The organism is Flavobacterium arundinis, assembly GCF_038289855.1.
GTDB lineage: Bacteria > Bacteroidota > Bacteroidia > Flavobacteriales > Flavobacteriaceae > Flavobacterium > Flavobacterium arundinis.
In genome coordinates, this window is the sequence record NZ_JBBYHR010000003.1 from 463,601 (window position 1) to 487,986 (window position 24,386).

Annotated in this window: 23 protein-coding genes; 10 read left to right on the forward strand and 13 right to left on the reverse strand. The window is 42.4% G+C overall.

Features of this window, described 5'->3' with window-relative positions:
• Positions 1-117: 117 nt before the first annotated feature.
• From AAEO56_RS07750 to porX, 3 genes are read right to left on the reverse strand one after another with little or no spacing between them, the layout of a single operon-like run.
• Positions 118-1,311, reverse strand: coding sequence for an alanine dehydrogenase (locus tag AAEO56_RS07750; protein WP_341696458.1), 1,194 nt, complete (start codon positions 1,309-1,311; stop codon positions 118-120).
• A gap of 53 nt (positions 1,312-1,364) precedes the next feature.
• The gene (tsaE, locus tag AAEO56_RS07755; protein WP_341696459.1) at positions 1,365-1,772 is read right to left on the reverse strand and encodes a tRNA (adenosine(37)-N6)-threonylcarbamoyltransferase complex ATPase subunit type 1 TsaE; all 408 of its coding nucleotides are present in this window, start codon (positions 1,770-1,772) and stop codon (positions 1,365-1,367) included.
• A 14-nt stretch (positions 1,773-1,786) separates the two neighbouring features.
• The gene (gene porX, locus AAEO56_RS07760; RefSeq protein ID WP_341696460.1) at positions 1,787-3,340 is read right to left on the reverse strand and encodes a T9SS response regulator signal transducer PorX; all 1,554 of its coding nucleotides are present in this window, start codon (positions 3,338-3,340) and stop codon (positions 1,787-1,789) included.
• A gap of 440 nt (positions 3,341-3,780) precedes the next feature.
• Here porX and bshB1 point away from each other — a divergent pair, with 440 nt between their 5' ends.
• Positions 3,781-4,497 (forward strand): bacillithiol biosynthesis deacetylase BshB1, encoded by a 717-nt coding sequence (bshB1, locus tag AAEO56_RS07765; RefSeq protein WP_341696461.1) that lies wholly within the window; start codon positions 3,781-3,783, stop codon positions 4,495-4,497.
• Between the two features lie 172 nt (positions 4,498-4,669).
• Here bshB1 and AAEO56_RS07770 read toward each other — a convergent pair whose 3' ends face one another.
• Positions 4,670-5,371 (reverse strand): hypothetical protein, encoded by a 702-nt coding sequence (locus tag AAEO56_RS07770; protein ID WP_341696462.1) that lies wholly within the window; start codon positions 5,369-5,371, stop codon positions 4,670-4,672.
• Between the two features lie 13 nt (positions 5,372-5,384).
• Positions 5,385-6,029 (reverse strand): hypothetical protein, encoded by a 645-nt coding sequence (locus AAEO56_RS07775; RefSeq protein ID WP_341696463.1) that lies wholly within the window; start codon positions 6,027-6,029, stop codon positions 5,385-5,387.
• Positions 6,030-6,313: 284 nt separating this feature from the next.
• On the opposite strand from AAEO56_RS07775, the gene AAEO56_RS07780 reads away from it, so the two are divergent.
• On the forward strand, positions 6,314-7,417 hold the full coding sequence (locus AAEO56_RS07780; RefSeq protein ID WP_341696464.1) for a serine hydrolase domain-containing protein: 1,104 nt from the start codon (positions 6,314-6,316) through the stop codon (positions 7,415-7,417).
• Here the strand turns inward: AAEO56_RS07780 and AAEO56_RS07785 are convergent, their stop codons facing one another.
• The 3 genes from AAEO56_RS07785 to AAEO56_RS07795 all read right to left on the reverse strand — a co-directional run bounded on the left by AAEO56_RS07785 (position 7,418) and on the right by AAEO56_RS07795 (position 9,953).
• Positions 7,418-7,588 carry a hypothetical protein gene (locus tag AAEO56_RS07785; protein WP_341696465.1) on the reverse strand — a complete coding sequence of 57 codons (171 nt, stop codon included), beginning with the start codon at positions 7,586-7,588 and terminating at the stop codon, positions 7,418-7,420.
• A gap of 160 nt (positions 7,589-7,748) precedes the next feature.
• Positions 7,749-8,615: a bestrophin family protein gene (locus AAEO56_RS07790; protein ID WP_341696466.1), complete on the reverse strand. Its 867-nt coding sequence runs from the start codon at positions 8,613-8,615 to the stop codon at positions 7,749-7,751.
• 198 nt (positions 8,616-8,813) lie between these two features.
• Entirely contained in the window at positions 8,814-9,953 is a 1,140-nt protein-coding gene (locus AAEO56_RS07795) for a glycosyltransferase family protein (protein WP_341696467.1), read from the reverse strand.
• A 41-nt stretch (positions 9,954-9,994) separates the two neighbouring features.
• On the opposite strand from AAEO56_RS07795, the gene AAEO56_RS07800 reads away from it, so the two are divergent.
• Both AAEO56_RS07800 and AAEO56_RS07805 read left to right on the forward strand, forming a co-directional pair.
• Positions 9,995-11,101, forward strand: coding sequence for a glycosyltransferase (locus AAEO56_RS07800; protein ID WP_341696468.1), 1,107 nt, complete (start codon positions 9,995-9,997; stop codon positions 11,099-11,101).
• Position 11,102: 1 nt separating this feature from the next.
• Entirely contained in the window at positions 11,103-11,504 is a 402-nt protein-coding gene (locus AAEO56_RS07805; RefSeq protein ID WP_341696469.1) for a sugar 3,4-ketoisomerase, read from the forward strand.
• Here the strand turns inward: AAEO56_RS07805 and AAEO56_RS07810 are convergent.
• Genes AAEO56_RS07810 through AAEO56_RS07825 form a run of 4 tightly spaced genes read right to left on the reverse strand, consistent with a single transcriptional unit; the run spans position 11,495 to position 14,782 of the window.
• Positions 11,495-12,427 (reverse strand): glycosyltransferase family 2 protein, encoded by a 933-nt coding sequence (locus AAEO56_RS07810; RefSeq protein ID WP_341696470.1) that lies wholly within the window; start codon positions 12,425-12,427, stop codon positions 11,495-11,497. The genes AAEO56_RS07805 and AAEO56_RS07810 overlap by 10 nt on opposite strands.
• 4 nt (positions 12,428-12,431) lie before the next feature.
• Positions 12,432-13,163, reverse strand: coding sequence for a class I SAM-dependent methyltransferase (locus AAEO56_RS07815; protein WP_341696471.1), 732 nt, complete (start codon positions 13,161-13,163; stop codon positions 12,432-12,434).
• A 5-nt stretch (positions 13,164-13,168) separates the two neighbouring features.
• The gene (locus AAEO56_RS07820; protein WP_341696472.1) at positions 13,169-14,059 is read right to left on the reverse strand and encodes a glycosyltransferase family 2 protein; all 891 of its coding nucleotides are present in this window, start codon (positions 14,057-14,059) and stop codon (positions 13,169-13,171) included.
• Positions 14,060-14,098: 39 nt separating this feature from the next.
• A complete protein-coding gene (locus AAEO56_RS07825; RefSeq protein ID WP_341696473.1) occupies positions 14,099-14,782 on the reverse strand; it encodes a cell division ATP-binding protein FtsE in 684 nt (227 codons plus the stop codon).
• 432 nt (positions 14,783-15,214) lie between these two features.
• Here AAEO56_RS07825 and AAEO56_RS07830 point away from each other — a divergent pair, with 432 nt between their 5' ends.
• The 6 genes from AAEO56_RS07830 (at position 15,215) to AAEO56_RS07855 (ending at position 24,067) form a co-directional block, all read left to right on the forward strand.
• Positions 15,215-18,229: a tetratricopeptide repeat protein gene (locus AAEO56_RS07830; RefSeq protein ID WP_341696474.1), complete on the forward strand. Its 3,015-nt coding sequence runs from the start codon at positions 15,215-15,217 to the stop codon at positions 18,227-18,229.
• Positions 18,230-18,237: 8 nt separating this feature from the next.
• Positions 18,238-19,968, forward strand: coding sequence for a TonB-dependent receptor (locus AAEO56_RS07835; protein WP_341696475.1), 1,731 nt, complete (start codon positions 18,238-18,240; stop codon positions 19,966-19,968).
• A gap of 110 nt (positions 19,969-20,078) precedes the next feature.
• Entirely contained in the window at positions 20,079-20,531 is a 453-nt protein-coding gene (locus AAEO56_RS07840) for a hypothetical protein (protein WP_341696476.1), read from the forward strand.
• Positions 20,532-20,826: 295 nt separating this feature from the next.
• Entirely contained in the window at positions 20,827-22,443 is a 1,617-nt protein-coding gene (asnB, locus tag AAEO56_RS07845; protein WP_341696477.1) for an asparagine synthase B, read from the forward strand.
• A gap of 90 nt (positions 22,444-22,533) precedes the next feature.
• Positions 22,534-23,199: a TetR/AcrR family transcriptional regulator gene (locus tag AAEO56_RS07850; RefSeq protein ID WP_341696478.1), complete on the forward strand. Its 666-nt coding sequence runs from the start codon at positions 22,534-22,536 to the stop codon at positions 23,197-23,199.
• A gap of 100 nt (positions 23,200-23,299) precedes the next feature.
• Complete coding sequence (locus AAEO56_RS07855) at positions 23,300-24,067, forward strand: hypothetical protein (protein ID WP_341696479.1); 768 nt, start codon at positions 23,300-23,302, stop codon at positions 24,065-24,067.
• A 40-nt stretch (positions 24,068-24,107) separates the two neighbouring features.
• Here the strand turns inward: AAEO56_RS07855 and AAEO56_RS07860 are convergent, their stop codons facing one another.
• Positions 24,108-24,374 carry a hypothetical protein gene (locus tag AAEO56_RS07860; RefSeq protein ID WP_341696480.1) on the reverse strand — a complete coding sequence of 89 codons (267 nt, stop codon included), beginning with the start codon at positions 24,372-24,374 and terminating at the stop codon, positions 24,108-24,110.
• Between the last annotated feature and the right edge of the window lie 12 nt (positions 24,375-24,386).

The window sequence follows — 24,386 nt, forward strand, 5'->3', positions numbered from 1 at the left end:
CAGCCGCGATTCCGATGAAATAATCAATCTCACTATGTAATGTAAATAGTATACACACCGTTCACGATCCGGTTGAAATCGGAAACAGCGCCACATTATATTTGAGTATTGATTTCTTTAAAAAACAATAAGGTTGATATCCCTGTAGGATAAGGAAAACCAATCGGCAATAGAGCGGTTGGTCAGCAGTCCGTGGTAGTAATAAATGCCGTTTTTTAATCCTGCATTGCAGCGTATCGCGCTTTCTATACCTCCATCGTCGGCCATTTGCAAAAGGAAAGGGCTGATAATATTGCTGATTGACATTGATGCTGTTTTCGAATAGCGCGAAGGGATATTCGGGACACAATAATGTATTACGTTGTTCTTTACAAAAGTTGGTTTCTCATGAGTAGTCACTTCCGATGTTTCGAAGCATCCACCAGTATCAATGCAGACATCGATAATAACGGCGCCTTTTTTCATGTGCTCCACCATTGTTTCGCTCACGATAATAGGCGTACGGTTCTTGCCTTTCATGGCGCCAATAGCCACATCGCAGCGCATCAGGGCTTTTAATAACGATTTTTCCTGTATGGTAGAGGTAAATATACGCTGGTTAAGGGTATCCTGGAGGCGGCGTAATTTTGTAATGGAATTATCGAAAACTTTTACGCTTGCCCCAAGGCCTATTGCGGTTTTTGCGGCGAATTCAGCCACGGTACCTGCACCGATGATAACGATTTCTGTAGGTGGTACGCCTGTAATGTTACCCAAAAGCAAGCCTTTGCCAATCTTTTGGTTGATCATCAGCTCGGCGGCTATGAGTACTGATGCTGTCCCTGCTATTTCGCTAAGCGATTTGACGGCAGGGTAGGAACCGTCCTCATCTTTTATGAATTCAAAGGCGAGTGCGGTAATTTTTTTGGAGGCCAGCGCTTCAAAATATTCTTTTCGCTGTGTTTTTAATTGTATAGCCGAAATGACAAGAGTTTCCATATTCATCATTTCTATTTCAGATACCGAAGGCGGCTCCACTTTCAGTATTACCGGGCATCCGAAAACCTTTTTAGGGTCCTGTGTAATTTCTGCGCCTGCATTGCTGTAATCCCTGTCGCTGTAGCTGGAGCTGAGCCCTGCGCCTGCCTCGATCATCACACGATGCCCATGGGCGGTAAGCGAATTTACGGCATCCGGGGTAAGGCATATCCTTCGTTCCTGATAGGATGTTTCTTTAGGAATACCGATAAAGAGCTCGCTCTTTTGCCGGGCCACTTCAAGTTTCTCTTCCTGCGGAAGCAGCTGCTGTTTTGTAAAAGGTGTTAAGGACATGGACTATGCGGATAATTTGGCTCTAATTTACAAAAAAAACAAAACGAAAGTAACTATTTTACGATGAGCTGCCTTTTGCCATCCGGCAGCATTTTCATGGTAATTGCAGTATGGTCTATCGGGATGAGGTTCGGGGTCTTTTCCGGCCATTCGATAAAACACAGGTTGCCCGAATAAAAGTACTCGTCAATACCCATATCATACGCTTCGGATTCGCTGTTAAGCCGGTACAGGTCAAAGTGGTATAATATCCTTCCGTCTTCGGTCCCGTATTCGTTTACAAGGGAGAAAGTAGGGCTGGAGGTCATGTCCTTTACGCCCAGCTGCCGCGCCAAAGCCTTGATGAATGTTGTTTTGCCAACACCCATCCCTGCATGGAATGTTATAATGCTCTTTATATTTTGGGCAAGTACCTGCTTTGCCGCACTGTCTATTTCCTCAAGGGAAAAAGTAATTTCCATATACTTTAATCCAATTATTTAGGGTTGAACACGAGGAACGGAATGATCATTTCCTCTAGCGAAATACCGCCATGCTGGTAGGTATTCCTGTAATAGCTCACGTAGTGGTTATAATTATTTACATAGGCCAGGAAATGGTCGTTCTTGGCAAATATGTAGGAACTGCTCATGTTTATGGTAGGCAGCTGGATGCGCCTCGGGTCTCTTATAGCGTAAACATCGCGGTCTTCATAAGTAAGGCTGCGGCCTGTTTTATAACGCAGGTTGAGGCTGGTATTTTTATCGCCTATTACCTTACTTGGATTCTTCACATTTATAGTACCATGGTCAGTAGTGAGTATCAGCCTGAAGCCCATTTGCTGGGCCTGCTGTATCATTTCCAGTAATGGCGAATTGCGGAACCAACTCAGGGTAAGCGAGCGATAGGCCTTGTCGTTGCTGGCAAGCTCTTTCACCACATCCATTTCGGTCTTGGCATGCGAAAGCATATCTACAAAGTTGTAAACAATTGTAGTGAGGTCGTTGCCCTTAAGCCCCTTAAAGTTATCCACCAGCTTTTGCCCGTCACGAAAATTGGTGATCTTATAATATTCCTGTTTGAGGTTCTGCAGGCCAAGGCGTTTCAGCTGTTCGGTAAGGAACTCGCCCTCATACAGGTTTTTTCCGCCTTCGTCTACATCATTCTTCCAGTATTGCGGGAATTTTTTCTCCATTTCCAGTGGTGTCAGTCCCGAGAATATGGCGTTCCGTGCATACTGTGTAGCTGTTGGCAGGATGGCATAATAGGCAGCCTCTTTTTCCAGCTTATAATGATTGGTAACCACGCTTTCAAAAGCCTTCCACTGGTCGTAGCGCAGGTTATCTATCACCACAAAAAGTATCGGCTGTTTCTTTTGAATCTCAGGCACTACGAGTTCGCGGAACAGGTTATGCGAAAGCACGGGTTTATCTGCCTTTGGCTCGTACCAGTCCTCATAGTTCTTTTCTATGAATTTGCCAAACTGCGAGTTAGCTTCCTGTTTCTGCGATTCCAGTATTTCTACCATTCCCTGGTCTTCAATCGTTTCCAGTTCAAGTTCCCAATATATCAGTCGTTTGTACATTTCTACCCAGTCTTCCCATGAGTTTACCATGCCCATATCCATAGATATTTTCCGGAATTCCTTTTGGTAATCCAGCGTGGTTTTGGAAGAAACGAGGCGTGAATGGTCAAGATTCTTTTTAAGCGAGAGTAATATCTGGTTTGGATTCACCGGCTTGATAAGGTAGTCTGCAATTTTGGAGCCAATGGCATCTTCCATGATGTACTCTTCCTCACTTTTCGTGATCATGATTACCGGCACCGACGATTTTTTCTCTTTAATTATCGACAGCGTTTCAAGCCCGCTCAGTCCCGGCATGTTCTCGTCAAGGAACACAACATCAAAGTTTTCCTTTTCGAACATATCAATGGCATCCTGTCCGTTATTTGCGGTAGTCACGTTGTAGTTTTTCTTTTCAAGGAAAAGGATGTGTGGCTTGAGCATGTCTATTTCGTCATCCACCCAAAGTATCTTAATCTCATTCATTTTATGAGTATTTTTCGTTCGTAAATTAATCCTGCAAGTTATAGTTATTTAACGATTTTCTTCCTAATTATTTTATAAAAGTAGCTGTTTATTTTTGGGCGTGCCGCCTCCGCAAGCTACGCCGTCAGGCTGTACGCTGTATCCCTCCGCAGGCTACGGGGATGCCGCTTCCATCCCTTAAGCGTATGTAACCTTCCTATTTTACGGCAATATAGTTATTTATCGTCCTTGCTCCCCTCTCCTTTGGAGAGGGGCTGGGGGTGAGGCCATGCGGTAGGGATAGAGGCGGTATCCTGCGGAGGCACGAAGCAGATAAAGCCGATAGCCCGGCCACTGCAACGGATGCAGTATAGGGTGTGGCCCGCCCAAAAACATATACATGATAAGTTTCATTTCCTCCAACAAAACTTCCCTAACTTTGCACCAACAACAGCAAACAGATGAAATTAGATATACTTGTTTTTGGCGCCCATCCCGATGATGTGGAACTAAGCTGCGGCGCAACCATTGCAAAAGAAATTTCCCTTGGCAAAAAAGTAGGGATAGTAGACCTTACCCGCGGTGAACTCGGTACCCGTGGCACGGCAGAAATAAGGGACGAAGAAGCTGCCGAAGCTGCCAGGATACTTGGTGTGACAATCAGGGAGAACCTGCGCTTCCGTGACGGGTTCTTTACTAATGACGAAGCCCATCAGTTGGAAATAATAAAAATGATACGCAAGTACCAACCTGAAATTGTTATTTGCAATGCGGTAGATGACCGCCATATCGACCATGGCAAAGGCAGCAAACTGGTTTCTGACGCGTGCTTTTTATCAGGACTGAGGCGGATTGAAACGGAGTCGGAAGCAGGGAAGCAGGACGCCTGGAGGCCAAAGCTGGTCTACCATTACATACAATGGAAAAACCTGGTGCCCGATTTTGTGGTAGATGTAACCGGTTTTATGGATGTAAAAGTACAATCGCTTATGGCATATAAGTCGCAGTTTTACGATCCGGGAAGTGATGAACCTGTAACGCCTATAGCCACAAAAAACTTTAAAGACAGCATTCTTTACCGTGCCGCCGACCTTGGCAGGCTCATCAATAGAGAATATGCCGAAGGATTTACTGTAGAAAGGTATTTGGCAGTGAATAGCTTAGGAGATTTGATATAAAAAACTTCAATTTTTATTTGCAAAAATAGTTGAAAGGCTTATATTTGCACTCTCAAAACAAATGGTGATTGTAGCTCAGTTGGTTAGAGCGCCTGATTGTGGTTCCGGAGGTCGCGGGTTCGAGCCCCGTCTTTCACCCTTATTTTAGCCCCGAATTTATTCGGGGCTTTTTTTATTTACCATCATCACTTTTATCGCTATCTTCGGTGTAGCCAGCGCACAGGTCATTATAGTATTCTACTATTTCTTTTAATGTATCAATAGTAAAATCACCCGTTTCCAGTTTTTTTGCAATACCCGAACAGTCATTGAAATAAGCTGCGATTTTCTTCTTGCTTCCGGAAAAATTGAAAAATTTAGTTTCATTCTGCCTTCTCATATAATATTTATGTCCGGTAGGCTTTGACATTACAGGTATTACCGGGCCAAAATTATTTACAGGCGTATGAGGCATTTTTAATCCCGGCGTCTTCATATCTACATATCGTAATTCAGTAAAATAATCGTCAATACTGGAATATAAGTTTACTTCTCCTTCCGTTATAAGCCGTAGAAGCTCGTATGAATTACGGCGATTTTCAGGGGTAGGCACAAATTGGAAAGTTACCGAAAACTCAAAGCCATGAAAGATGATCCTGTCTACCATCTCACCATTCCATTCCTCGGCTTCATCTGTTTTTGCTAATTTGAAAATGATTACGGTACTTTTCTCATATGCTGAAAAGTTACTTACACGCTTGATATCGCCAAATCCTGCTATATTGGTACCATCCCTGAAATAAAGGGTAGCTTCATAACCTTCATTATCCTGGCCCTGTGCCAATGCACCTGAGAAAGTTATGACAAGTAAAAGGAAAATTAATTTTTTAATCACAGATTGGTATTATTTATTCCTTTACAACCATCACTGTAGCCTTAAAACCGGTGGCAAGGTTCCATTGGTCGGAAGATATTACCTGCTCCTTGTCGTCAAAAACCCTGAACTCGGCGGTATTAGGACCTGAAGTACCCTGATTCAGCGCTTCAAAATCAATTTTATTAAAACCTTCTTCAAGGGTTATTTGGATACCCCTAAAGCTGTTGTCCAGTATAATTTCGGCAACCACGACGCGGTCATTAACCAGTACCTTTATCCTGTCGCCATCGGCATATTCAAAATCGCGTGCCAGAACCTGTACAAATTTCGCTTTGGTACGCACCTCGCCAAAATATTTATTTCCTTTATAGGCTTCATTAGATTCGCCTCTTTCCCTTATCTCTACCCTGTCCTGGTACTCGTTGCTGCGGCTTACAAAATTATTTTGCTGAAACATGCTGAAGTTTTTCTCCTTTTCGCCAATCTTCGGTGCTGTGCTGTTGGTAGGCGCTTTCTCTTTATTAAGCGAAAAAGGGCTTGCCGCACTCATGGTTGGCGCTGCTTTTGGCACGGTACTCTTACCCCGTGGAATGGCAATACCTCCGGTTCCGCTATCGAGCTGTGCCCATGCGCCGGTGAAAGTAAGTGCTGTAAAGAGTATAAAGATGTATTTCATAAAAAGAGATCTTTTAAACAAAGTAACAAAAATTTTGCCACTTTAAATTTAAAACCAGTTTATTGATAACGAATTATGGTAAATTTTATTTTGCCCCTTAACATCACCACATCGGCAAAAGTTAATCCTTCTTTTGCAAAGCCTCCTGAGTCGTTAAATTGTTTTCCAATAAACAACTGACATTTGCCATAAGCTATTAGCTGTCACTATAAGGAATATCTTTTCCTGCTTTGGTGCCTGATTAAATTTTTTTGCCATATTTGTACAATAACGCTGCAATAATAATGAAAACATATTTTTACCGGTGCCTGACTCTTTTTTGCCTTATAAGTACCACAACGCTTTTAACATCGTGTACAATAGGGCGTTTTGCATATTATAACTTCGCAAATATAACCGACCACAAGATTTTCCCTTCACGTACTGCAAAGGCCGATTCTGTAAAATTCCATTATGCAGTTTCAAAAAATCCAAGAGCTCCTAAAAAACTTACCATCAGAAATAAGGAAACCTCTTTTGATGATTATCTTAAAGGCAGCAATACCGTTGCCTTCATCATTATTAAAAATGACAGCATCCAATATGAGAAATATTTCAATGGCTATAATGAAGAATCGGTTGTAGCATCATTTTCCATGGCAAAGTCGGTAACCTCTATACTGATCGGCTGTGCGCTGGACGACGGGCTTATCAAATCTACAGACGAGCCTATGGTTAATTATATCCCGGAACTAAACCATGATGGCCTTGAAAAAGTGACCATAAAAGACTTGCTGGATATGAAGAGCGGCATCCATTTTAATGAGAGTTACGTAAACCCGTTTGGAGATGCAGCAACTTATTACTACGGGCGAAATCTTCGCCGGTCTATGTATAATAGGAAGATGGCCCATGCGCCCGGCGGTGATTTTGAGTACAGTAGTGGTGATACCCAGCTCCTCGGCTTTGTCCTGGAGCGGGCACTGAAAGGCAAAACCATCACATCCTATCTTGAGGAAAAACTCTGGAAGCCTTTAGGCATGGAATATGATGCTACATGGAGCCTTGACAAAGAAAAAGACGGCCTGGAAAAAACGTTCTGCTGCATTAACGCAAGGGCTCGTGATTTTGCCAAAATTGGGAGGCTGTATTTAAATAATGGTAAATGGAATGGAAAGCAGATTGTTAGCAGCCAGTGGGTTAAGGAATCTACAACATCAATACCCGGCAGTGAGGGCTACACCAATCAATGGTGGCTCAATAGCGATGGCAGTTATCTGGCTAAGGGTATCCTGGGACAATATATCTATGTGAATCCTGCTAAGAACCTTATAATCGTGCGGCTTGGCAAAAACCATGGTAATACCGACTGGGACGGGTTATTCGATTCTTTAGCAGCTAACTATTAATTATTTATTGCGCCCGGTACGGCTGTCCTCGGCATCCCAATCTTCGGTGCTGTCGTTGCGGTCGCGCTCATCGTCGCGGGTAATTTCTCCGGAGTCAGAATAATGGGCATTGTTATTTACATTGTCGTCAGCACTGGTAGTTCCTTCAGATGGTTTTTTATCACTATGCATGGCTCTTCATTTATATAAATGAAGGTATTGAATTTAGCGCCGTTTTGTGTTAAATTGGTGGTAAAGCTTCGGGGTTCAGAGTTTAGTGTTCCGTGTTTTGGGTTGCCATACAGTGCGGCTAACTCTGAACCTATAATCCAAACCCGCAACCTCCAACCGGCTAATAAATCAACTCCTCAACATTTTTCTTTATAGTTTCGGCAATTTTCTCGAGCGGAAGGTCGTTAGGGTCTGTTCCAAAAGGATCTTCAATTTCCTCGGCAATTAGTTCTAAGCTGGCAAGCACATAGAAAATGAAAACAACCACAGGTATCACATAATATCCAAGCTGGAACACATATCCGAAAGGCAGTGTCATAACGTAGAAGAAAATGAATTTTTTTATGAATGCGCTGTAAGAGTAGGGTATCGGTGTATTTTTAATACGCTCGCATGCCCCGCAGATATCCAGGAAAGAACGTAACTCTTCATTCAGTACAATAAGCTGGTCGCCTGTTATCTTGCCTTCCTTGTACATATCGTTAACGCGTGCCATAATGGTTTTGGCGATCTGGTTGGGCTTATGGTTATAGTGATCGGCCGCCAGGATAGCATCGTCAAACAACTCGTGGCTGATGTCAACATTCTTCAAATGCAGGTTTAGGACAGATGCATAGGCAGGGATCAGCTTTTTCATGATCTCCTTGTCAGCTGGGTCCTTTAGCATCACCGCCATCTTAATGGCAAGGTTGCGGCTGTTATTTACCAGTGCACCCCACATTTTGCGGCCTTCCCACCAGCGGTCGTATGCTGTATTGGTGCGGAACACCAGCAGTAGCGAAATGACAAAGCCCAGCATTGTATGCATAACCGTGATGTTCTTAACATAGCTGGTTTCCGACAGCTGCCAGTATTCGATCTCAAGCCAGGCAATAGCAGCCGAATACAAGCCGATACCTGCCATGATAGGCAGGAGTTTACGGAAGGTGTCGCCTTTATGGAATTGGAATATGAAAGAGAACCATTCTTTAGGATCGTAGGATATCATCGTATGTTTTTATTTACCAAAGTAAGTAAATCATTATAAAACGTGTAATACATTCATAAAATTTTTTAGGGTGAAAATGTACTTCCCTCAACAAAAGTTAAGTCGTTATTCTCCACGAACCCCTGTCTTTGAATTTAATTTCAAAATCCCCGCTTTCAAAAGCAGATTGTAAATTTGACTCAGTATAATTTTAAGGGTTTATTTTGTTTCCCACTTCTCAAGGTATTTCCCGGCTATCATAATATGATCGTGCTCTTTTTCTATAAATGCTCTTGCCCGTTCGCCAATTGCTAGTATCTCGCCAGGGTTTTCTATAAGCCACGCCAGTTCGGAGACTATCAAACCTACATCAGGCAGTGCATTTATGGCAACCTTTTCCGTCAGGCCATAATAATCAGTAAATTCTTTTTCAGCGCCGGTAAATACAACTTTTCCTTTCGACATTGCTTCGAGAGCATTATAGCCCTGGTCATAAGCATAAACCTGGTCCAGTAGTATATGGGCTTTATTGTACCGGTTTATATAATCATTGTAGGGAACGTTCTCCGTAACAATAATCTCCGTCATGCTGCCGTATTTCTGCCTGATTATCTCCAGCGCTTTTTCGAAAAATGGCACACCTTTTTGATTGTATGTACCACGGTTGATTCCTAAAAAAATAACCACCTTATCGGTAATTACAGGCTTTTTATATTCAAGTTTTTCCAGATTGACGGGATTTGGCACAAGCCCTAAAAATTTGGGGTGGCCCTTCAGGGGCAGGACATAATCCATATCGCTCGCGATAACGCCATTTATTTTATTGAATATAAAGTCATGGAGCTTTTTATGCTTCTTGCCGGTGTAGTTAAAAATATACCGATAATCAGGCAGGAGGCTATCATCAGCATAAAATGGATCCATTAATGAATAGCTGAAATTACTTTGGAGCATGTACTTTACCGAAATATAATCCACACCACAGGAAAGCAGGAAAGTTTTTGCATTCTGCTTCATAAGCTTCCCAAGCAGTTTTTTTTCCAAAGAAGGATTAGTTGCTATTGGCGCCTCATTAATAAGTTGTACAACATCATAGCCTTTTAGTTTCTTCAGCAGAAAATAAAATCGCAGGCCACGCTCTGTAGCCGCAATATCATATTTAAAAACTTTGAAAATAGCCTGCCTGAAAAGATTAATGAGCTTTGTTTTACTGAATGCAGGATCTATTGTATAATCAACAGGGAATTGCTTGAACCCGTCCCCGTCTCCTACCAGCGTTACCTCATGCCCTATAGCCACAAGGCCTTCTTTTAAGGAATTGTGAAGCCTGCTGTATTCGCCTATCAGTAAAATCCTCATGAATGTTTATATTTGCCCTGAAAAGTAGCTAATAAAACCAAATGTTGCAACCCTCTAAAACTAAAATATGCCTGGTAGGCGATATGCTGTCAGCCGGTGGCGCGGAAAAAGCCCATGCTGCGTTATCCAGGTATTTAGCTACGCAGGGAATAGAGGTACATAATGTGATCGTGCAGGATGTTGTAACGTACAGTTATGCAGGAGAGCTCCTTAACCTCGGGAAGGAAAAGGACGATGCCAATGGTTTTTCCAATAAATTCAAACGGCTGCGCATACTCAGGAATTATATTAAAAAAAATAAGTTCGACTATATCATTGACTTTCGTATGCGACGAAAGCCTTTACAAGACTTGCTGATAGCTAAATTTGTTTTTACTGCACCGACAGTTTATACTGTGCACAGCTCCAATATAAACTGGTATATGCCAGGACAATCGTGGCTTACCAAACTCATGTATGGGAAAAGTTATGGTGTGATAGCCCTTAACAATAAAATGAAGGAATATATTGAGCAGAGGCATGGCCTGAAAAATCTGGCTGTGATATATAATCCTATCGATACAGAATACATAAATAGCAGGCTTCGGGAAAGCCATATCAATGGCGGCTATAAATATATTTTAGCGGCAGGCAGGCTCAGTGAAGATAACGTGAAGCAATTTGACCGGCTTATAGAAGCCTATTCTGAATCTGTGCTTCCTGAAAACAATATCAGGCTGCTGATATTAGGTGAAGGAAAGCAAAAGGGATTGTTGGAAAAACTTGTTGACGGAAAAGATCTAAAGGATAAAATACTCTTTAATGGTTTTCAGGAAAATCCGTATGCTTACATGAGGGATGCACTGTTTTTCGTCCTGTCCAGCAGGTTTGAAGGTATGCCTATGGTAGTGCTTGAATCACTGGCGTCCGGAATACCGGTAGTCGCGTTTGACTGCTTCACAGGCCCTTCTGAGATTATTGATGATGGCAAAAATGGACTTTTAATAGAGGACCAGAACTTTTGCAAGCTCACCGAAGGTATCGACATGATGTTTCTTGATAAAGCACTTTATGAACGGTGCAAAGAAAACACGGCCAAGAGCATTGAAAAATTTTCGATAGACAATGTAGGTAAAGCCTGGATGGAGTACCTTAAAATAAACGGATAATATGGACATTCAAATAATAGATATACCTAAAATAAAAAACGCCAGGGGCAATATTGGTGTAATAGAAAATGATGTCGTGCCTTTCGAAATTAAGAGGGTGTACTACTTATATGATGTACCGAGCTCGGCCAAAAGGGGAGGGCATTCCCATAAAAACTTAAAGCAGATGCTCGTGGCGCTATCCGGCAGCTTTGACGTGGTACTGAAAGACGGAAAGAAAAAACAAACCATAACACTCAACAAACCCGATAAAGGCTTGCTTATTACCAGCAATATATGGCGCGAGCTTGAGAACTTTTCTTCGGGAGCGGTTTGTATGGTGATAGCTTCGGAGGCTTATGATGAAACCGATTATATAAGGGATTATAAATCTTTTTTGGAGTATATCAAAACTCAGTCGTAACTGTTTACCACGATTCCTCTTTTTAGTAATCGCATTTTCACTTTGCTAACCAACTTTAACAGGAACCCGGGCAGTATGAGTAATATTCTTTGCTTGTAGTTCAGGTTTTTCATATCGATGCCTTTAATCATTTTTTTGTACCCTGCCATATTGCCTTCCATGCGGTAAAGCTTAGCGATAAAGTATCGGTTGAAATCGAGATATCGTTTTATGTCTAAACGGTTTTTGGCTATCGACTCATATTTATCGAAATCGGTGAGTATTTTATTTGTTATTCCCGAACGTGTTATCTGGTTTTGGGAGTCCATCGTGTACGATACCAATGGTTTGTCGCAATATGCAAGTTTAAAATGTTGATACAGCCGTATATTCAGATCAATATCTTCTCCAAAAGTTATCATTTCATTGTAATATCCTGCTTTTTTAAATACTTCCTTCCGTACACAAAGGCATGACGGATAATAAATGGACTGATTAAGATTTGATCTGTAAAATTCTATAATACCCATGTTTTTTTCAAGTTGAAGATCGAAAGAAGGGATGATAGTATTTTCAGGATATACCTCCTCATATTTTGTTGCAAATGATCCTGCTTCAGGATATTTCGATATAAGGATATGGATAGTCTTCAAAAACTCCGGCTTCCATAAGTCATCAGCATCCAAAAAAGCAACATAATCGGCAGAAGCATTTTTTATACCTGTGTTCCGTGATGCTGAAAGCCCTTTGTTTTTAGGATGGCTTATTATTTTTATCCTACTGTCAACAAAATTTTGTGCAATTGAAAGGCTGCTATCAGTAGACACATCATTTACAATAACTACCTCGAAGTCAGAAAACGTCTGTGCTAAAACGCTTTTTAAAGTTTTAGCAATGAAATTTTCTTTGTTATAAAGTGGAATGACTACCGAAAAAAAAGCCATCTATCTAAGGTTTTGTTATTGTGAATACGGTTTCTTCGAGCAAGCCATTATAAATATCTTTTTCAAACTGTCGTGCTTCAGCAATAAACCCTCTATCTTCTAGCCTTTGCTTAAGGCCGCTAACTGAATATATCCTAACATGGTCGTCCTGCCCAAAATGCACTTCTCTATCCATAGCTGAAGTTATAGCGGAATCCTCATAAATATCCCCATCTTTGAATGGGGTTTGTATTAGTCCTTTTGCACCGGGTTTCATTATCCTGTAAAGCTCTTCCATAGCTTTTTTATCGTTCTCAATATGTTCGAGTATATGATAACATATTATAAGATCAAAATACTCTGCGGTTATATCAAGATCAGTAATATCGTATTGATGGTCTGCTATAAAATTACCTGAAAGATCACTACAGACGTATTCTATATCTTTTATTTTTTTCATATTCCGCGCAAGTGAGCGGGAGGGAGAAAAATCAAGCACATTTATGCCACTGTTCACAAAGTCGTCATTTAAAAGCTTCCAAAGCCTCCTGTCACGGGCAAGGCTCCCACAACGGGGACATAGAAGGTCATGTTTATGAACAGTAATAAATTTGCTTAATTTTTTGCTGCAGATATTGCATTGATGCCTATTTCCCGAATAAAGCACAGCATAGATATTCCTGAAAAATAGTTCATGCTTTATCAGCTTTTGCTTATTGATGAATCTGTAGATAATCTTTTTGAAAAAGCTATACATAAAATCTATTTCTTTAAACAACAAAGATAGCCCAATCGGTACAAATCGAAAATAAAAAGTGAAGGGTTGCTACCGACAAGGTTTTTACGGAAAGCATTATTCATTGCTGAATGCAGCATAGCCAGTACAGGAGACAATCCAAATTTTTTCAGGCGGGTGTAAACCTTTACGATCTTTATATAATCGGCAGCAATAAGCTTTTGGTCGATAAGGTATTTTAGTCCCTTTGTAGCTTCTTCCGACTTGTGTACAAAAATTTCGCTGGTGTCAAGTCCCAGATGGTATACCTCGTTTGCAATGTGCTCTATCCTAACACCAGCGTTCATCAGGTCGTACGAAAATAGAGTATCTTCATACCGAAGGTTAGGAATTTCCTCATTGAACTTCACTTTGGTGAAAACGGATTTGCTTATCGCGAAATTTAGTGTCAGCAAGCTAAGGTAAGGGTCTTTGTCGCGGGCTTCTTTTGGCAGTGCTTCGCGTTCATTGCCATAAACCCACCGTAACAACTTGTCGGCGGCAGGCTTTTCCCGCTGGTATTTGATGCTGCCATACACCACTTTCTCTTCATCAGTAAGATAGGGAAGGTATCCGGAAATAAAGTTTTTAGTAACGGGGATAGTATCTGCATCAAGAAATAACAGCCAGCTGTATTTTGCTTTTTTGGCCAGCAGGTTGCGTATGGCACTGCGGCCAATATTACTTTCCAACAATTCATAGCGGCAGTGGTCCACGCTATTTATCTTTTGGTTTTCTGCAATAGAAGTTTTATCGGGTGAAGCGTCATCAAAAACTAAAATTTCAAATGCTATAGCTGACTGTTGCGCCTGTTGGTACAATTCCGAAACAAGCGGAAGCACATTATAATTATAGGTTGGGATGAGAATGGATAGCAATCGACAGTTTATTTATAGTATAAAATCTAACAATCTCCTCTAAACCGTCCGCTGTACCACTTCAAAAATAGTTCCGTCTTCGCACTTCAGTGTTTTTGATGGGAACTTCATCAGGAGGGCATAGTCGTGTGTTGCAATAATGATAGTTTTGCCATTCTGGTTGATCTCGCGAAGGAGCTGCATTACTTCAACGCTGGTTTGCGGGTCGAGGTTACCGGTAGGCTCATCGGCAAGGATGACTTCGGGGTCGTTCAGCAGGGCGCGGGCCACGGCAACACGCTGCTGTTCACCTCCGGATAGCTGGTGCGGCATTTTGTTGGAAACATTCTTCATACCTACCTTGTCCAGTACTTCGTCAATTTTCACTTTCATTTCTTCTTTGTCGGTCCAGCCGGTAGCCTTCAGTACAAAGTGTAGGTTATCAAACACGCTCCTGTCAGGAAGCAATTTGAAATCCTGGAAAACAATACCTATTTTCCTGCGCAGGTACGGTATGTCACGCTCCTTCAGGGTTTTCAGGTCGTAGTCTACAAACATTCCTTCACCTTCCTGCAGCTTAAGGTCGGCGTACAGCAATTTCATGAAGCTGCTCTTCCCGGAACCCGTTTTTCCTATTAAATAGAGGAATTCGCCGTGGTTTACCTCAAGGTTGATATCGGACAATACGGCATTGCCCTCCTGGTATATGGTAACATTTTGCAGCGAAAGTACGGCCTGAGACATAATTATGTATGTGTTTGTTTTGGTAAAAGTACTAAGATAACGCTTGTGTTCAAAATTTTATTTTCGGTAAGAGTAGGAGTTTTTTGCCACGAATTACACAAATTTTACCAAATTAAAGGATGTTGATTAACGTCTGCTTATTGACAAAGACATGACAGGTTTTAAAACCTGACAGGTCTGATGCATTAATTGATGCTTAAAAATTAGTGAAATTTGTGTAATTCGTGGCTAAGCCTTCTTCTTTATCCACAGGGAATTGTTAATAAATTCGCGTTAATAATAAATTAAAGCCTTTGAGGCAGGGTAGGTATATTCGTAAGTTTGGCTTTTGCATTGGCGGGCCGTGGTTTGGGTGCAATACTAAACCCGATGGACATCCGTTAAATAAAATAAGGAATTGATATATTTGAACGATCACTAAAAACACGAACTATGCGCATACTTAAAAGGTCTCTCCCGTTTTTGGTCCCGCTTTACGCGCTCACCCTCTCGGCACAGCAGTCGGCTATTTACACCCACGAGCTTAAGGATTTTGATAAAGCCGTTACGCTTTATAACGACAAGCAGTACCAGGCCGCCCAGATACTTTTTGAGAAGACAAAAAGCGATAACCAGGATATGGACGTGCAGGCCGACTGTGCTTACTACATAGCGACCAGCGCCATAAAGCTCAACCAGAAGAATGCCGATGAGCTGATGGAAGATTTCATAGAAGATTACCCCACCAGCACCAAGCAAAACCAGGCGTATGTTGAGGTGGCCGGGCATCATTTCAGCCAGGGCCGTTTTAAGCAGGCGCTTGAATGGTACGACAAGGTAGACGAGGGCAGCCTTGGGGATACCGACCGCGACCGCTATAATTTCCAGAAAGGCTACAGCTACTTTAGCGCGGGCGATAAAAAGAATGCCGACAAATACCTTTTGAAAGTAAAAGACTCCAAGGAATATGGCTCGCAGGCCAAATACTATCTGGGCTTTATGGCCTACGAAGGCGATGACTACAAGAAAGCCAGCCAGTATTTTGAGCAGGTGGAAGATCAGGAGAAATACAGCGATAAGATGTCGTATTTCCAGGCGGATATGGCGTTTAAGGAAGGTAAGTTCCAAAGGGCGATTGACCTTGGAGTACCACAATTGCCGAAGAGCGATGCCAATGAAAAGTCGGAGCTTTCCAAGATAATCGGGGAGAGCTACTTCAACCTCGGGCAGTATGACAAGGCGATTCCGTACCTGAAAAATTACAAAGGCAAAAAAGGCAAATGGAGCAATACCGACTTTTACCAGTTGGGCTATGCCTATTACAAGCAGGGTGATTATGAGAATGCGATAACGGAGTTCAACAAGATAATCGGCGGTAATGATGCCGTGGCGCAGAATGCCTACTATCATTTGGGCGAAAGCTACCTGAAAACCGGTAAGAAGCAGCAGGCGCTAAACGCGTTCAAAAATGCTTCGGAAATGGAGTTTGAAGCCAAGATACAGGAGGATGCCTACCTGAACTATGCCAAGCTGAGCTACGAGATAGGCAATCCGTACCAAAGCGTTCCGGAAGTGCTTGGGGCTTTCCTTGAGAAATATCCTGCCACGCCGTTTAAGCAGGAAATACAGAACCTGCTTATCAATTCGTACATCACTTCTAAAAATTATAAGGAAGCGCTTGTGCTTTTAGAGAAAAATAAATCGCCTGAAAACAGGGCGGCCTACCAAAAAGTGACCTTCTATCGTGGAATGGAGCTTGCTACCGATGGCAACAACCAGGAAGCGCTGGCAATGTTTAAAAAATCATTAGCCGAGCAGCGCGACCCACGATTCACGGCCCGAGCAACTTTTTGGAAAGCAGAAACAGAATTTGCTCTTGACCAGTTCAATGAATCGCTTATCAGCTTCAAGCAGTTCCTGGGCATGAACGAGGCTAAGACCACACCTGAGTACAAGAACATCCATTATAACATTGCCTATTCGTATTTCAAACAGAAAGAATATGAGCAGGCAGCAAAGCATTTTGGTGATTATTTAGCTGTGGCCAAAGATGATAAGGTACGTATAAACGACGCATTGCTGCGCCTTGGTGATAGTAATTTCGTGACTGGTAAATACTGGCCCGCAATGGAAGCCTACAATAAGGCTATCGACATGAAAGGTATCGATGCGGATTATGCGTTGTTCCAAAAAGGCATCAGCTACGGGTTTGTCGGGCGTAACGAAAAGAAGATAGAAGACCTTACCAAATTCGTGCAGACGTACCCAAAATCGAAATATGCCGATGATGCGTTGTATGAATTGGGTAACACCTACGTGACTGAAAAACAGACCGATAAAGCGATCCAGGCTTATGACAGGCTTATCGCAGATTATAAGACCAGCTCTTATGTGAGCAAGTCGATAATGCGTCAGGCGCTTATTTATTATAACGCTGAGAAAGATGACCAGGCGCTTGCCAAATTCAAAAAAGTGGTAGCGGAATTCCCGAATACGCCTGAAGCTATGGAAGCGGTGGAAACGGCCCGTCTTATCTATGTGGATAACGGCCGTACGGATGAGTATGCCGCATGGGTAAAAACCCTGACCTTCGTTGACATCAGCGATGCCGACCTTGACAACACCGCATTTGAGGCTGCCGAAAAGCAGTACCTGCAAAACAATACCAAGCAGGCAATATCATCGCTTAGCAATTATGTGGCAAAGTTCCCGAATGGTATTTCTTCACTTAAAGCGAACTTCTATCTGGCGCAGTCGTATTATGCCGATGGTTTGGAGGCTAATTCCATCCCTCATTATGAGTTCGTTATTTCGAAATCGAGGAGTGAATTTACAGAGCAGGCATTGGTAAGGCTTGCCGATATCCACCTGAAGAAAAATGATTACGTGAAAGCCATCCCGGTACTGAAAAGACTTGAGACAGAAGCCGACTTCCCGCAGAATGTAACCTTCGCACAGTCGAACCTGATGAAAGGTTATTATGACGGTAAGGATTATGCCAATGCGGTTGTTTATGCTGAAAAAGTTTTGGCAAACAGCAAAACCGAAGACAGGGTGAAAAGCGACGCACAGATTATCGTGGCGCGTTCGGCTATAAAAACCAATGACGAGGTGAAAGCAAAAGCGGCCTATGCCAAATTGCTCACTATCGCTAAGGGAGAGCTGGCTGCCGAAGCATTGTACTACGATGCTTACTTTAAAAATAAAGAAGGAAAATTTGAGGCATCGAACACCGCTGTGCAGAAGCTTTCAAAAGACTATTCGGGTTACAAATACTTTGGTGCAAAAGGCCTTGTGGTAATGGCTAAGAATTACTTCGGGCTGAAAGACAGCTACCAGGCTACCTACATCCTCGAAAGCGTTATCAAGAACTTTACGGCATATCCTGACGTAGTGCAGGAAGCCCAAACCGAGCTTGATACCATCAAAGGCGAAGAAGCGAAACGTAACTCATCCATCCAAAACTAATTTAAGCCATGAAGACCAAATTCAGATACATAGCCATAGCGGTTGCATTTGCAGGAATGCAGGATGCCTTCGCACAAAAGAAGGACGAAAACATAGGTACCGAGGTGGTAAACGTGGTAAAGCCATATACCCCAACCATATCGGATGCCTTTAAAGTAAAAGAGACTCCCGTTATCGAGGACGATGAGAATACCCAGAAAGAAGAGATCAAATACAACATCTTCTCATTTCCTGTGGCCTCTACATTTGCACCGGCAAAGGGAAGGGCAGCAGCTGTGGACAAGGAAGCCAAAGAGAAATATTTTAATAACTACGCTACTTTAGGTGTGGGTAATTACGGTACCATTAATGCCGAATTGTTCGTGACCGAAAATGTAAGCGATACCGATTATATGGGCGGAATGCTGCGCCACCTTTCGTCACAAGGTGGCATAGAAGGAGTATTGCTCGATGACCAGTATTATAACACATCGCTGGATCTGACCTATGGCAGCCGCCAGCAGGGCTACAACTGGAGCACTGACCTGGGTTACCAAAACCAGGTGTACAATTGGTATGGCCTTCCACAGGACTACCTTCAACTAACACCGGCAGCTATTGCAGCAATCGACCCAAAGCAAACATACAATACATTTTATATTGGTGGTAAAATTGCTACAAAGGATAGCTATTTCCATAATGCTTCTGCGCAATATAAGCGCTTTTGGGATGCTTTCGGTTCAGCAGAAAACCGTTTTTTTATAACGCCTTCGCTTGATATTCCGATAATGAGTGAGAAAATTAAAGTAGATTTTGTGGCTGATTATGTGGGCGGAACCTTTGAACAGGACGCTATTAATATGGGTGATCTTAGCTATAACTATTTCAACCTGGGCATACAGCCAAGCCTTCTTTATCAAAAGGAAGACCTGTCAGTGCAACTTGGCGCGGGAATATTTTACAGCATGGGTAAAATGAATAAGGCCACTGATAATAAATTATTTGTTTATCCTCAGGTAAAAGCATCCTACAAACTGGTTGGCGACCTGATGGTTGCCTATGCGGGAGCTGAAGGTACGCTGCGCCAGAATTCGTATGCGGATTTTGTGAGTCAGAATCCTTTTGCATCGCCAACGCAATACATTGCTCCGACAGACCAAAAATATGATATCTATGTGGGGCTGAAAGGCAAGCTGGCAAGTACTGTCGCCTATAACATCAGGGGATCGTATATGAACGAGGACAATCATGCTTTTTTCCTGAACAACGCGGCGCTTGGGATAGCAATTGATAATGATGGGTACTCGCATGGTAACTCGTTCGGTGTGATATATGACAACCTAAAGACCTTTAGTTTCTTTGGGGAACTGAAAGCCGATTTTTCGCAAAAAGTACATTTCGGTATCAATGGTAGTTATTACAACTATTCGGTAGAAAACCTTGATGAAGCCTGGAACCTTCCGCAGATGAAAGTAGGAGCAAGCCTTGATGTAGATATTACAGACAAGTGGTATACGGGTACTAATATTTTCTTTGTAGGTGACAGAAAAGATTTTGCTCCCACTAACGAAGGGATGCAAACAGTAACCCTGAAAAGCTATTTCGACCTGAATGCCCATGCCGGCTATAAATATAACGAGCGCCTTACCGGCTTCCTGAAGCTGAACAACATTACCGGGCAGAACTACGAGCGCTGGGTAAACTACCAGGTACAGGGTTTCCAGTTTTTGATAGGGGCATCGTATAAGTTTAATTTCTAAAAGCGCTATTTCGCAAAGATTCGCAAAGAAGACACGAAGATTCGCAAAGTTCAATATAAATTCTTTGTGGTCCTTTGTGTCTTCTTTGCGAATCTTTGCATAACAATCCTATGCAGACACTGAAACAAAAAATACTCGCTTACTACAAGCAGCAGGTAGATGACCGTATCGATGCCTTCCGGGATATGATCGCTGCCCTTACCGAAGATGCATCCAATGATGCCAAAGGCTCCGCAGGGGATAAGCACGAAACAGCGCTCTCGATGATGCATTTGGAGCAGGAGAAGCTCAACCATAAGATGAAGGAATTTTTAGAGCAGAAGGCCATCCTTGATAAAATCAATCCTGAGACTGCACACTCAAAAATAGCGTTAGGCAGTTTGGTTAAAGCCAACAATCTTTATCTTTTCGTAAGTGCGGCACTTCCTAAAATAAGTATTGAGGGTATCTCTATAATAGCGCTTTCACCGCAATCGCCGCTGGGTATGAAAATGCTAGGGATGGGCAAGGGCGATAGCTTTGAAGTAGGTACGACAAAATATTGTATTGAGGAAGTACAGTAATTTTTGAAATGTATTTCAGCTGCATGGAAGAATCTGCGGTCATCCTCTCAATCCGCATCGTCCGCCGTTCCATAATTTATAGACCATCTTATAAGATGGTTTTTTTATGATTTGTAATCGCCTTATGATGAAATTTGCAGTTCAGCTTACTTAATTAGTTAATTTGTGTGCTTTAAGTTGTAATTTGTAATATAAAAAGCTTTTACTGTTTTACAATTGAAACTAAAAATACAATTTTGTCTTGCTGAACATAACTAAACAATATGTCGGCTGCCAATTTAAAACAGAGACAAGTATGTGTGGAATTTTAGCAATTATCGGTAAAGGAAAAGATGAGGCATTGGTTAAGCAGCTTTCTAAAAGGATGTCGCACCGCGGCCCTGACGAAAGCGACCTTCATGTAACAGAAAAAGGGCATATACTGAGCCACGAGCGCCTTTCGATAATTGACCTGCATACCGGCAAGCAGCCCATACAGGGGACGAAAAGCGCATGGATGGTGCACAATGGCGAAATATACAACCACCAGAAACTGCGCGATACCGTACTGAAAAACCATAAGTTCAGGACAACTTCGGATTCGGAAGTGATAGTGCACCTGTATGAGGAATATGGCTACGATTTCTGTAACCTGCTGGATGGAATGTTCTCTTTTGTGGTAATAGATGGCGATGATTTTATTGCAGGCCGCGACCCGCTTGGCGTTAAGCCATTATACTATGGCCTTGACGAGAGGGGCAGGATCTACTTCGCTTCAGAAATGAAATCGATAGCCGACCAGTGCCAAACGTTCTCAACGTTCCCTCCGGGGCATTACTATACTCCACAAACCGGTTTTGTAAAATATTACAGGCCGCAATGGGAAGATGCATCTAAAGCGGTTGAGGCAGTTGATTTTGCCGCCATCCGCCAGGCATTGACACACGCCGTAGAGAAGAGGCTGATGAGCGATGTGCCTATCGGGGTGCTGCTTTCGGGCGGGCTCGACTCTTCGCTGACCTCTTCCATTGCTGCAAGGCTGATGAAGGATAGTGGGAAGAAACTGCATTCGTTCTCTATCGGGCTTGATGCCATGGCGCCGGATGCTGCCGCAGCACGAGTAGTAGCTGAGTTTTTAGGTACGGAGCACCACGAGATCCACTTTACGATAGAGCAGGGGATAGCGATACTGGACAAGCTGATATGGCATCTGGAAACATACGACGTGACTTCGATAAGGGCCAGCACACCCATGTACTTCCTTTCGAAAGCGATTACCGATATGGGCGTGAAAGTGGTATTGTCCGGCGAAGGTGCCGATGAAATCTTCGGTGGCTACCTGTACTTCCGCAACGCTCCATCGGCAGCGGATTTCCAGAAGGAAACTATAGAAAGGGTACAGAAGCTGTTCACCGCCGATTTGCTGAGGGCAGATAAAAGTACCATGGCACACGGGCTTGAGGCACGCGTTCCGTTCTTAGATAAGCAATTCCTAGAGCTGGCAATAAAGATAAATCCTGAAGATAAACAGCCGAAAACATATGACGGCATAGAGAAATATATATTGCGCAAAGCCTTTGATACCCCGGAGCAGCCTTACCTTCCGGATGAGGTGCTGTGGCGGCAGAAAGAGCAGTTTAGCGATGGCGTAGGCTACAGCTGGATCGACACGCTGATAGAATACTGTTCTGCGCAGGTTACCGATGAAGAACTGGAAAATGCCGAACAGCGTTTCCCTTACAATACACCTGTTACCAAGGAGGCCTATTTTTACAGGTCGGTTTTCCATAAGCATTTCCCGCAGGTGAGCGCGGCGCAAACGGTTAGGAAATGGATACCGAAGTGGCAGGAAAATACAGACCCGAGCGGAAGGGCCAACGCGGCGCACGTACACGCCGATACCGCAATTGCCCAAGTGAAGGCAGAAGCATAATTTCAGGTTTTTTGGAATTTAGTTTGTTTGTTTGTTTGTAGAAAAACGCCCCGACGAGCCGGGGCGTTTTTTGTATATAATAACTATAAAATGAACAATGTTCAAAAAATAGTTTTACATTTGTACTTTAGTTTATTTATGGCGATAGCGGATAGAAAGGCAAGGGAAAAAGAAAACTTAAAAAGTTTAATTCTGCAGGGGGCTAAAAAGCTCTTTGTGGAAAAAGGTATTGAGCAAACAACAATCCGGAATATCGCTGATGAAATTGATTATAGCATTGGCACCGTATATGTATACTTTAAAGATAAAAATGCCATACTTCATGAGTTGCATTCCGGGGGGTTCGCCGAACTGGGTGGCTATTTTAAAGAATTATACACCATAGCCGACCCAATGGAAAGATTGCGCATAATGGGAAGGATTTATATAAAGTTTGCTTTAGAGAATACAGAGATGTATGATTTGATGTTCAACCTGAAAGCTCCAATGGAATTTTTAACGAAAGGCAATCAGGAAGAATGGAATGAAGGGAAAGGGGCTTTCGGCGTGTTAAAATCTACTGTCGAGCATTGTATGGAACAAGGACATTTTAAAGGCCATACGCTGGAACCGCTATCATTTATGATATGGAGCCTCGTGCACGGAATGTGTTGCTTAGAAATCAGGCAAAGAAGTAAAGGGGTTAATTTGGCTAATCCCGAGACAATAGTAACGGACAGTTACAATGAATTTTTGTTGATGATAGGCAAAGCATAAATTTTTTGTAATATTTTGAACGTTGTTCAAATATAAAACACTGTAAATTGATATAGAATAAAACCTGGCCATCCAAATAAAATAACAAATACCAAATATTATGAAATACTTTTTTGAGACCGTAAAGCTAAAAAACGAAGCCCTGTTTTACTATGGATTAATCTGTTTTGCTGCAGGCATCATTTTTTTTGTATTAAGTAAAATAAATCCCAATCCGATACTGGGTATCAGTGGGTGGATAAAGCCATTCAAGTTTTGCAGTTCTGTAGCAATAATGGCGTGGACAATGGCTTACTATATGCAGTTCTTAGAGAACACAAGGCAGGTTAGTATATATAGCTGGAGTTTAATAATTTTATTGTCGGTTGAGCTCATACTCATAGCCTATCAGGCTTCAAGGGGTAAAATATCCCACTTCAACAGGGAAAATACTGCTGGCATAATTATTTTCGGCGCTATGGGAGTAGCTATAACCATTTTCATGCTGCATACCGTTTACATAGCGATTTTATTTTTCTCACAGGTAAAGTTTGATGCTCCGGCTGTATTGATCTTATCAATTAGACTAAGCATGGTTATAATGATTCTGTTTGCGTTTGAGGGTTTTGTAATGGGTGCATATATGAAACATACTGTTGGCGCTAACGACGGAAGCACAGGTTTGCCGATAGTGAATTGGAGTACAAATTACGGCGATTTACGGGTAGCGCATTTTTTGGGAATGCATGCTTTACAGCTCATTCCGTTAATCAGCTATGTACTTGCAAAAACAAGACGCGACGTAATAATTATTTCCGCAATTTATTTTGTATACGTAACCTACACGCTGGTCCAGGCACTTCAGGGTAAACCATTCTTACACAAATGATTTTGTAATATATAAAATGATGACAAAAAGGATCACCCGGTTACAGGTAACGTATCAATTCTAATCGTGAACCTTGTGGTATATCATCCTTATCATAAAAAGTTTCTGATACCAATATCCTCCTGCCGGGATGATTGTCAGGCCATTGCTCAGATGTAATAGTAACTTCTTGTGCCGGTTTACTGTCAGCTGTCAATACCCACAGGCTTTTAGAAAACATTTCTTTATTTCCGGTAAGTATCCCTGCGAAAAAAGTCCCACCGGATGCGGGATTATATATGCTGTCTATTTCGAGGATGGTTTTCATAAAATATATGGT

Excerpts from the sequence above, each read along its gene's own strand:
- AAEO56_RS07750 (WP_341696458.1), bottom strand. The coding sequence starts at position 1,311 with ATGTCCTTAACACCTTTTACAAAACAGCAGCTGCTTCCGCAGGAAGAG.
- tsaE (WP_341696459.1), bottom strand. The coding sequence starts at position 1,772 with ATGGAAATTACTTTTTCCCTTGAGGAAATAGACAGTGCGGCAAAGCAG.
- porX (WP_341696460.1), bottom strand. The coding sequence starts at position 3,340 with ATGAATGAGATTAAGATACTTTGGGTGGATGACGAAATAGACATGCTC.
- bshB1 (WP_341696461.1), top strand. The coding sequence starts at position 3,781 with ATGAAATTAGATATACTTGTTTTTGGCGCCCATCCCGATGATGTGGAA.
- AAEO56_RS07775 (WP_341696463.1), bottom strand. The coding sequence starts at position 6,029 with ATGAAATACATCTTTATACTCTTTACAGCACTTACTTTCACCGGCGCA.
- AAEO56_RS07780 (WP_341696464.1), top strand. The coding sequence starts at position 6,314 with ATGAAAACATATTTTTACCGGTGCCTGACTCTTTTTTGCCTTATAAGT.
- AAEO56_RS07785 (WP_341696465.1), bottom strand. The coding sequence starts at position 7,588 with ATGCATAGTGATAAAAAACCATCTGAAGGAACTACCAGTGCTGACGAC.
- AAEO56_RS07790 (WP_341696466.1), bottom strand. The coding sequence starts at position 8,615 with ATGATATCCTACGATCCTAAAGAATGGTTCTCTTTCATATTCCAATTC.
- AAEO56_RS07795 (WP_341696467.1), bottom strand. The coding sequence starts at position 9,953 with ATGAGGATTTTACTGATAGGCGAATACAGCAGGCTTCACAATTCCTTA.
- AAEO56_RS07800 (WP_341696468.1), top strand. The coding sequence starts at position 9,995 with ATGTTGCAACCCTCTAAAACTAAAATATGCCTGGTAGGCGATATGCTG.
- AAEO56_RS07805 (WP_341696469.1), top strand. The coding sequence starts at position 11,103 with ATGGACATTCAAATAATAGATATACCTAAAATAAAAAACGCCAGGGGC.
- AAEO56_RS07810 (WP_341696470.1), bottom strand. The coding sequence starts at position 12,427 with ATGGCTTTTTTTTCGGTAGTCATTCCACTTTATAACAAAGAAAATTTC.
- AAEO56_RS07815 (WP_341696471.1), bottom strand. The coding sequence starts at position 13,163 with ATGTATAGCTTTTTCAAAAAGATTATCTACAGATTCATCAATAAGCAA.
- AAEO56_RS07825 (WP_341696473.1), bottom strand. The coding sequence starts at position 14,782 with ATGTCTCAGGCCGTACTTTCGCTGCAAAATGTTACCATATACCAGGAG.
- AAEO56_RS07830 (WP_341696474.1), top strand. The coding sequence starts at position 15,215 with ATGCGCATACTTAAAAGGTCTCTCCCGTTTTTGGTCCCGCTTTACGCG.
- AAEO56_RS07835 (WP_341696475.1), top strand. The coding sequence starts at position 18,238 with ATGAAGACCAAATTCAGATACATAGCCATAGCGGTTGCATTTGCAGGA.
- AAEO56_RS07840 (WP_341696476.1), top strand. The coding sequence starts at position 20,079 with ATGCAGACACTGAAACAAAAAATACTCGCTTACTACAAGCAGCAGGTA.
- asnB (WP_341696477.1), top strand. The coding sequence starts at position 20,827 with ATGTGTGGAATTTTAGCAATTATCGGTAAAGGAAAAGATGAGGCATTG.
- AAEO56_RS07850 (WP_341696478.1), top strand. The coding sequence starts at position 22,534 with ATGAACAATGTTCAAAAAATAGTTTTACATTTGTACTTTAGTTTATTT.
- AAEO56_RS07855 (WP_341696479.1), top strand. The coding sequence starts at position 23,300 with ATGAAATACTTTTTTGAGACCGTAAAGCTAAAAAACGAAGCCCTGTTT.
- AAEO56_RS07860 (WP_341696480.1), bottom strand. The coding sequence starts at position 24,374 with ATGAAAACCATCCTCGAAATAGACAGCATATATAATCCCGCATCCGGT.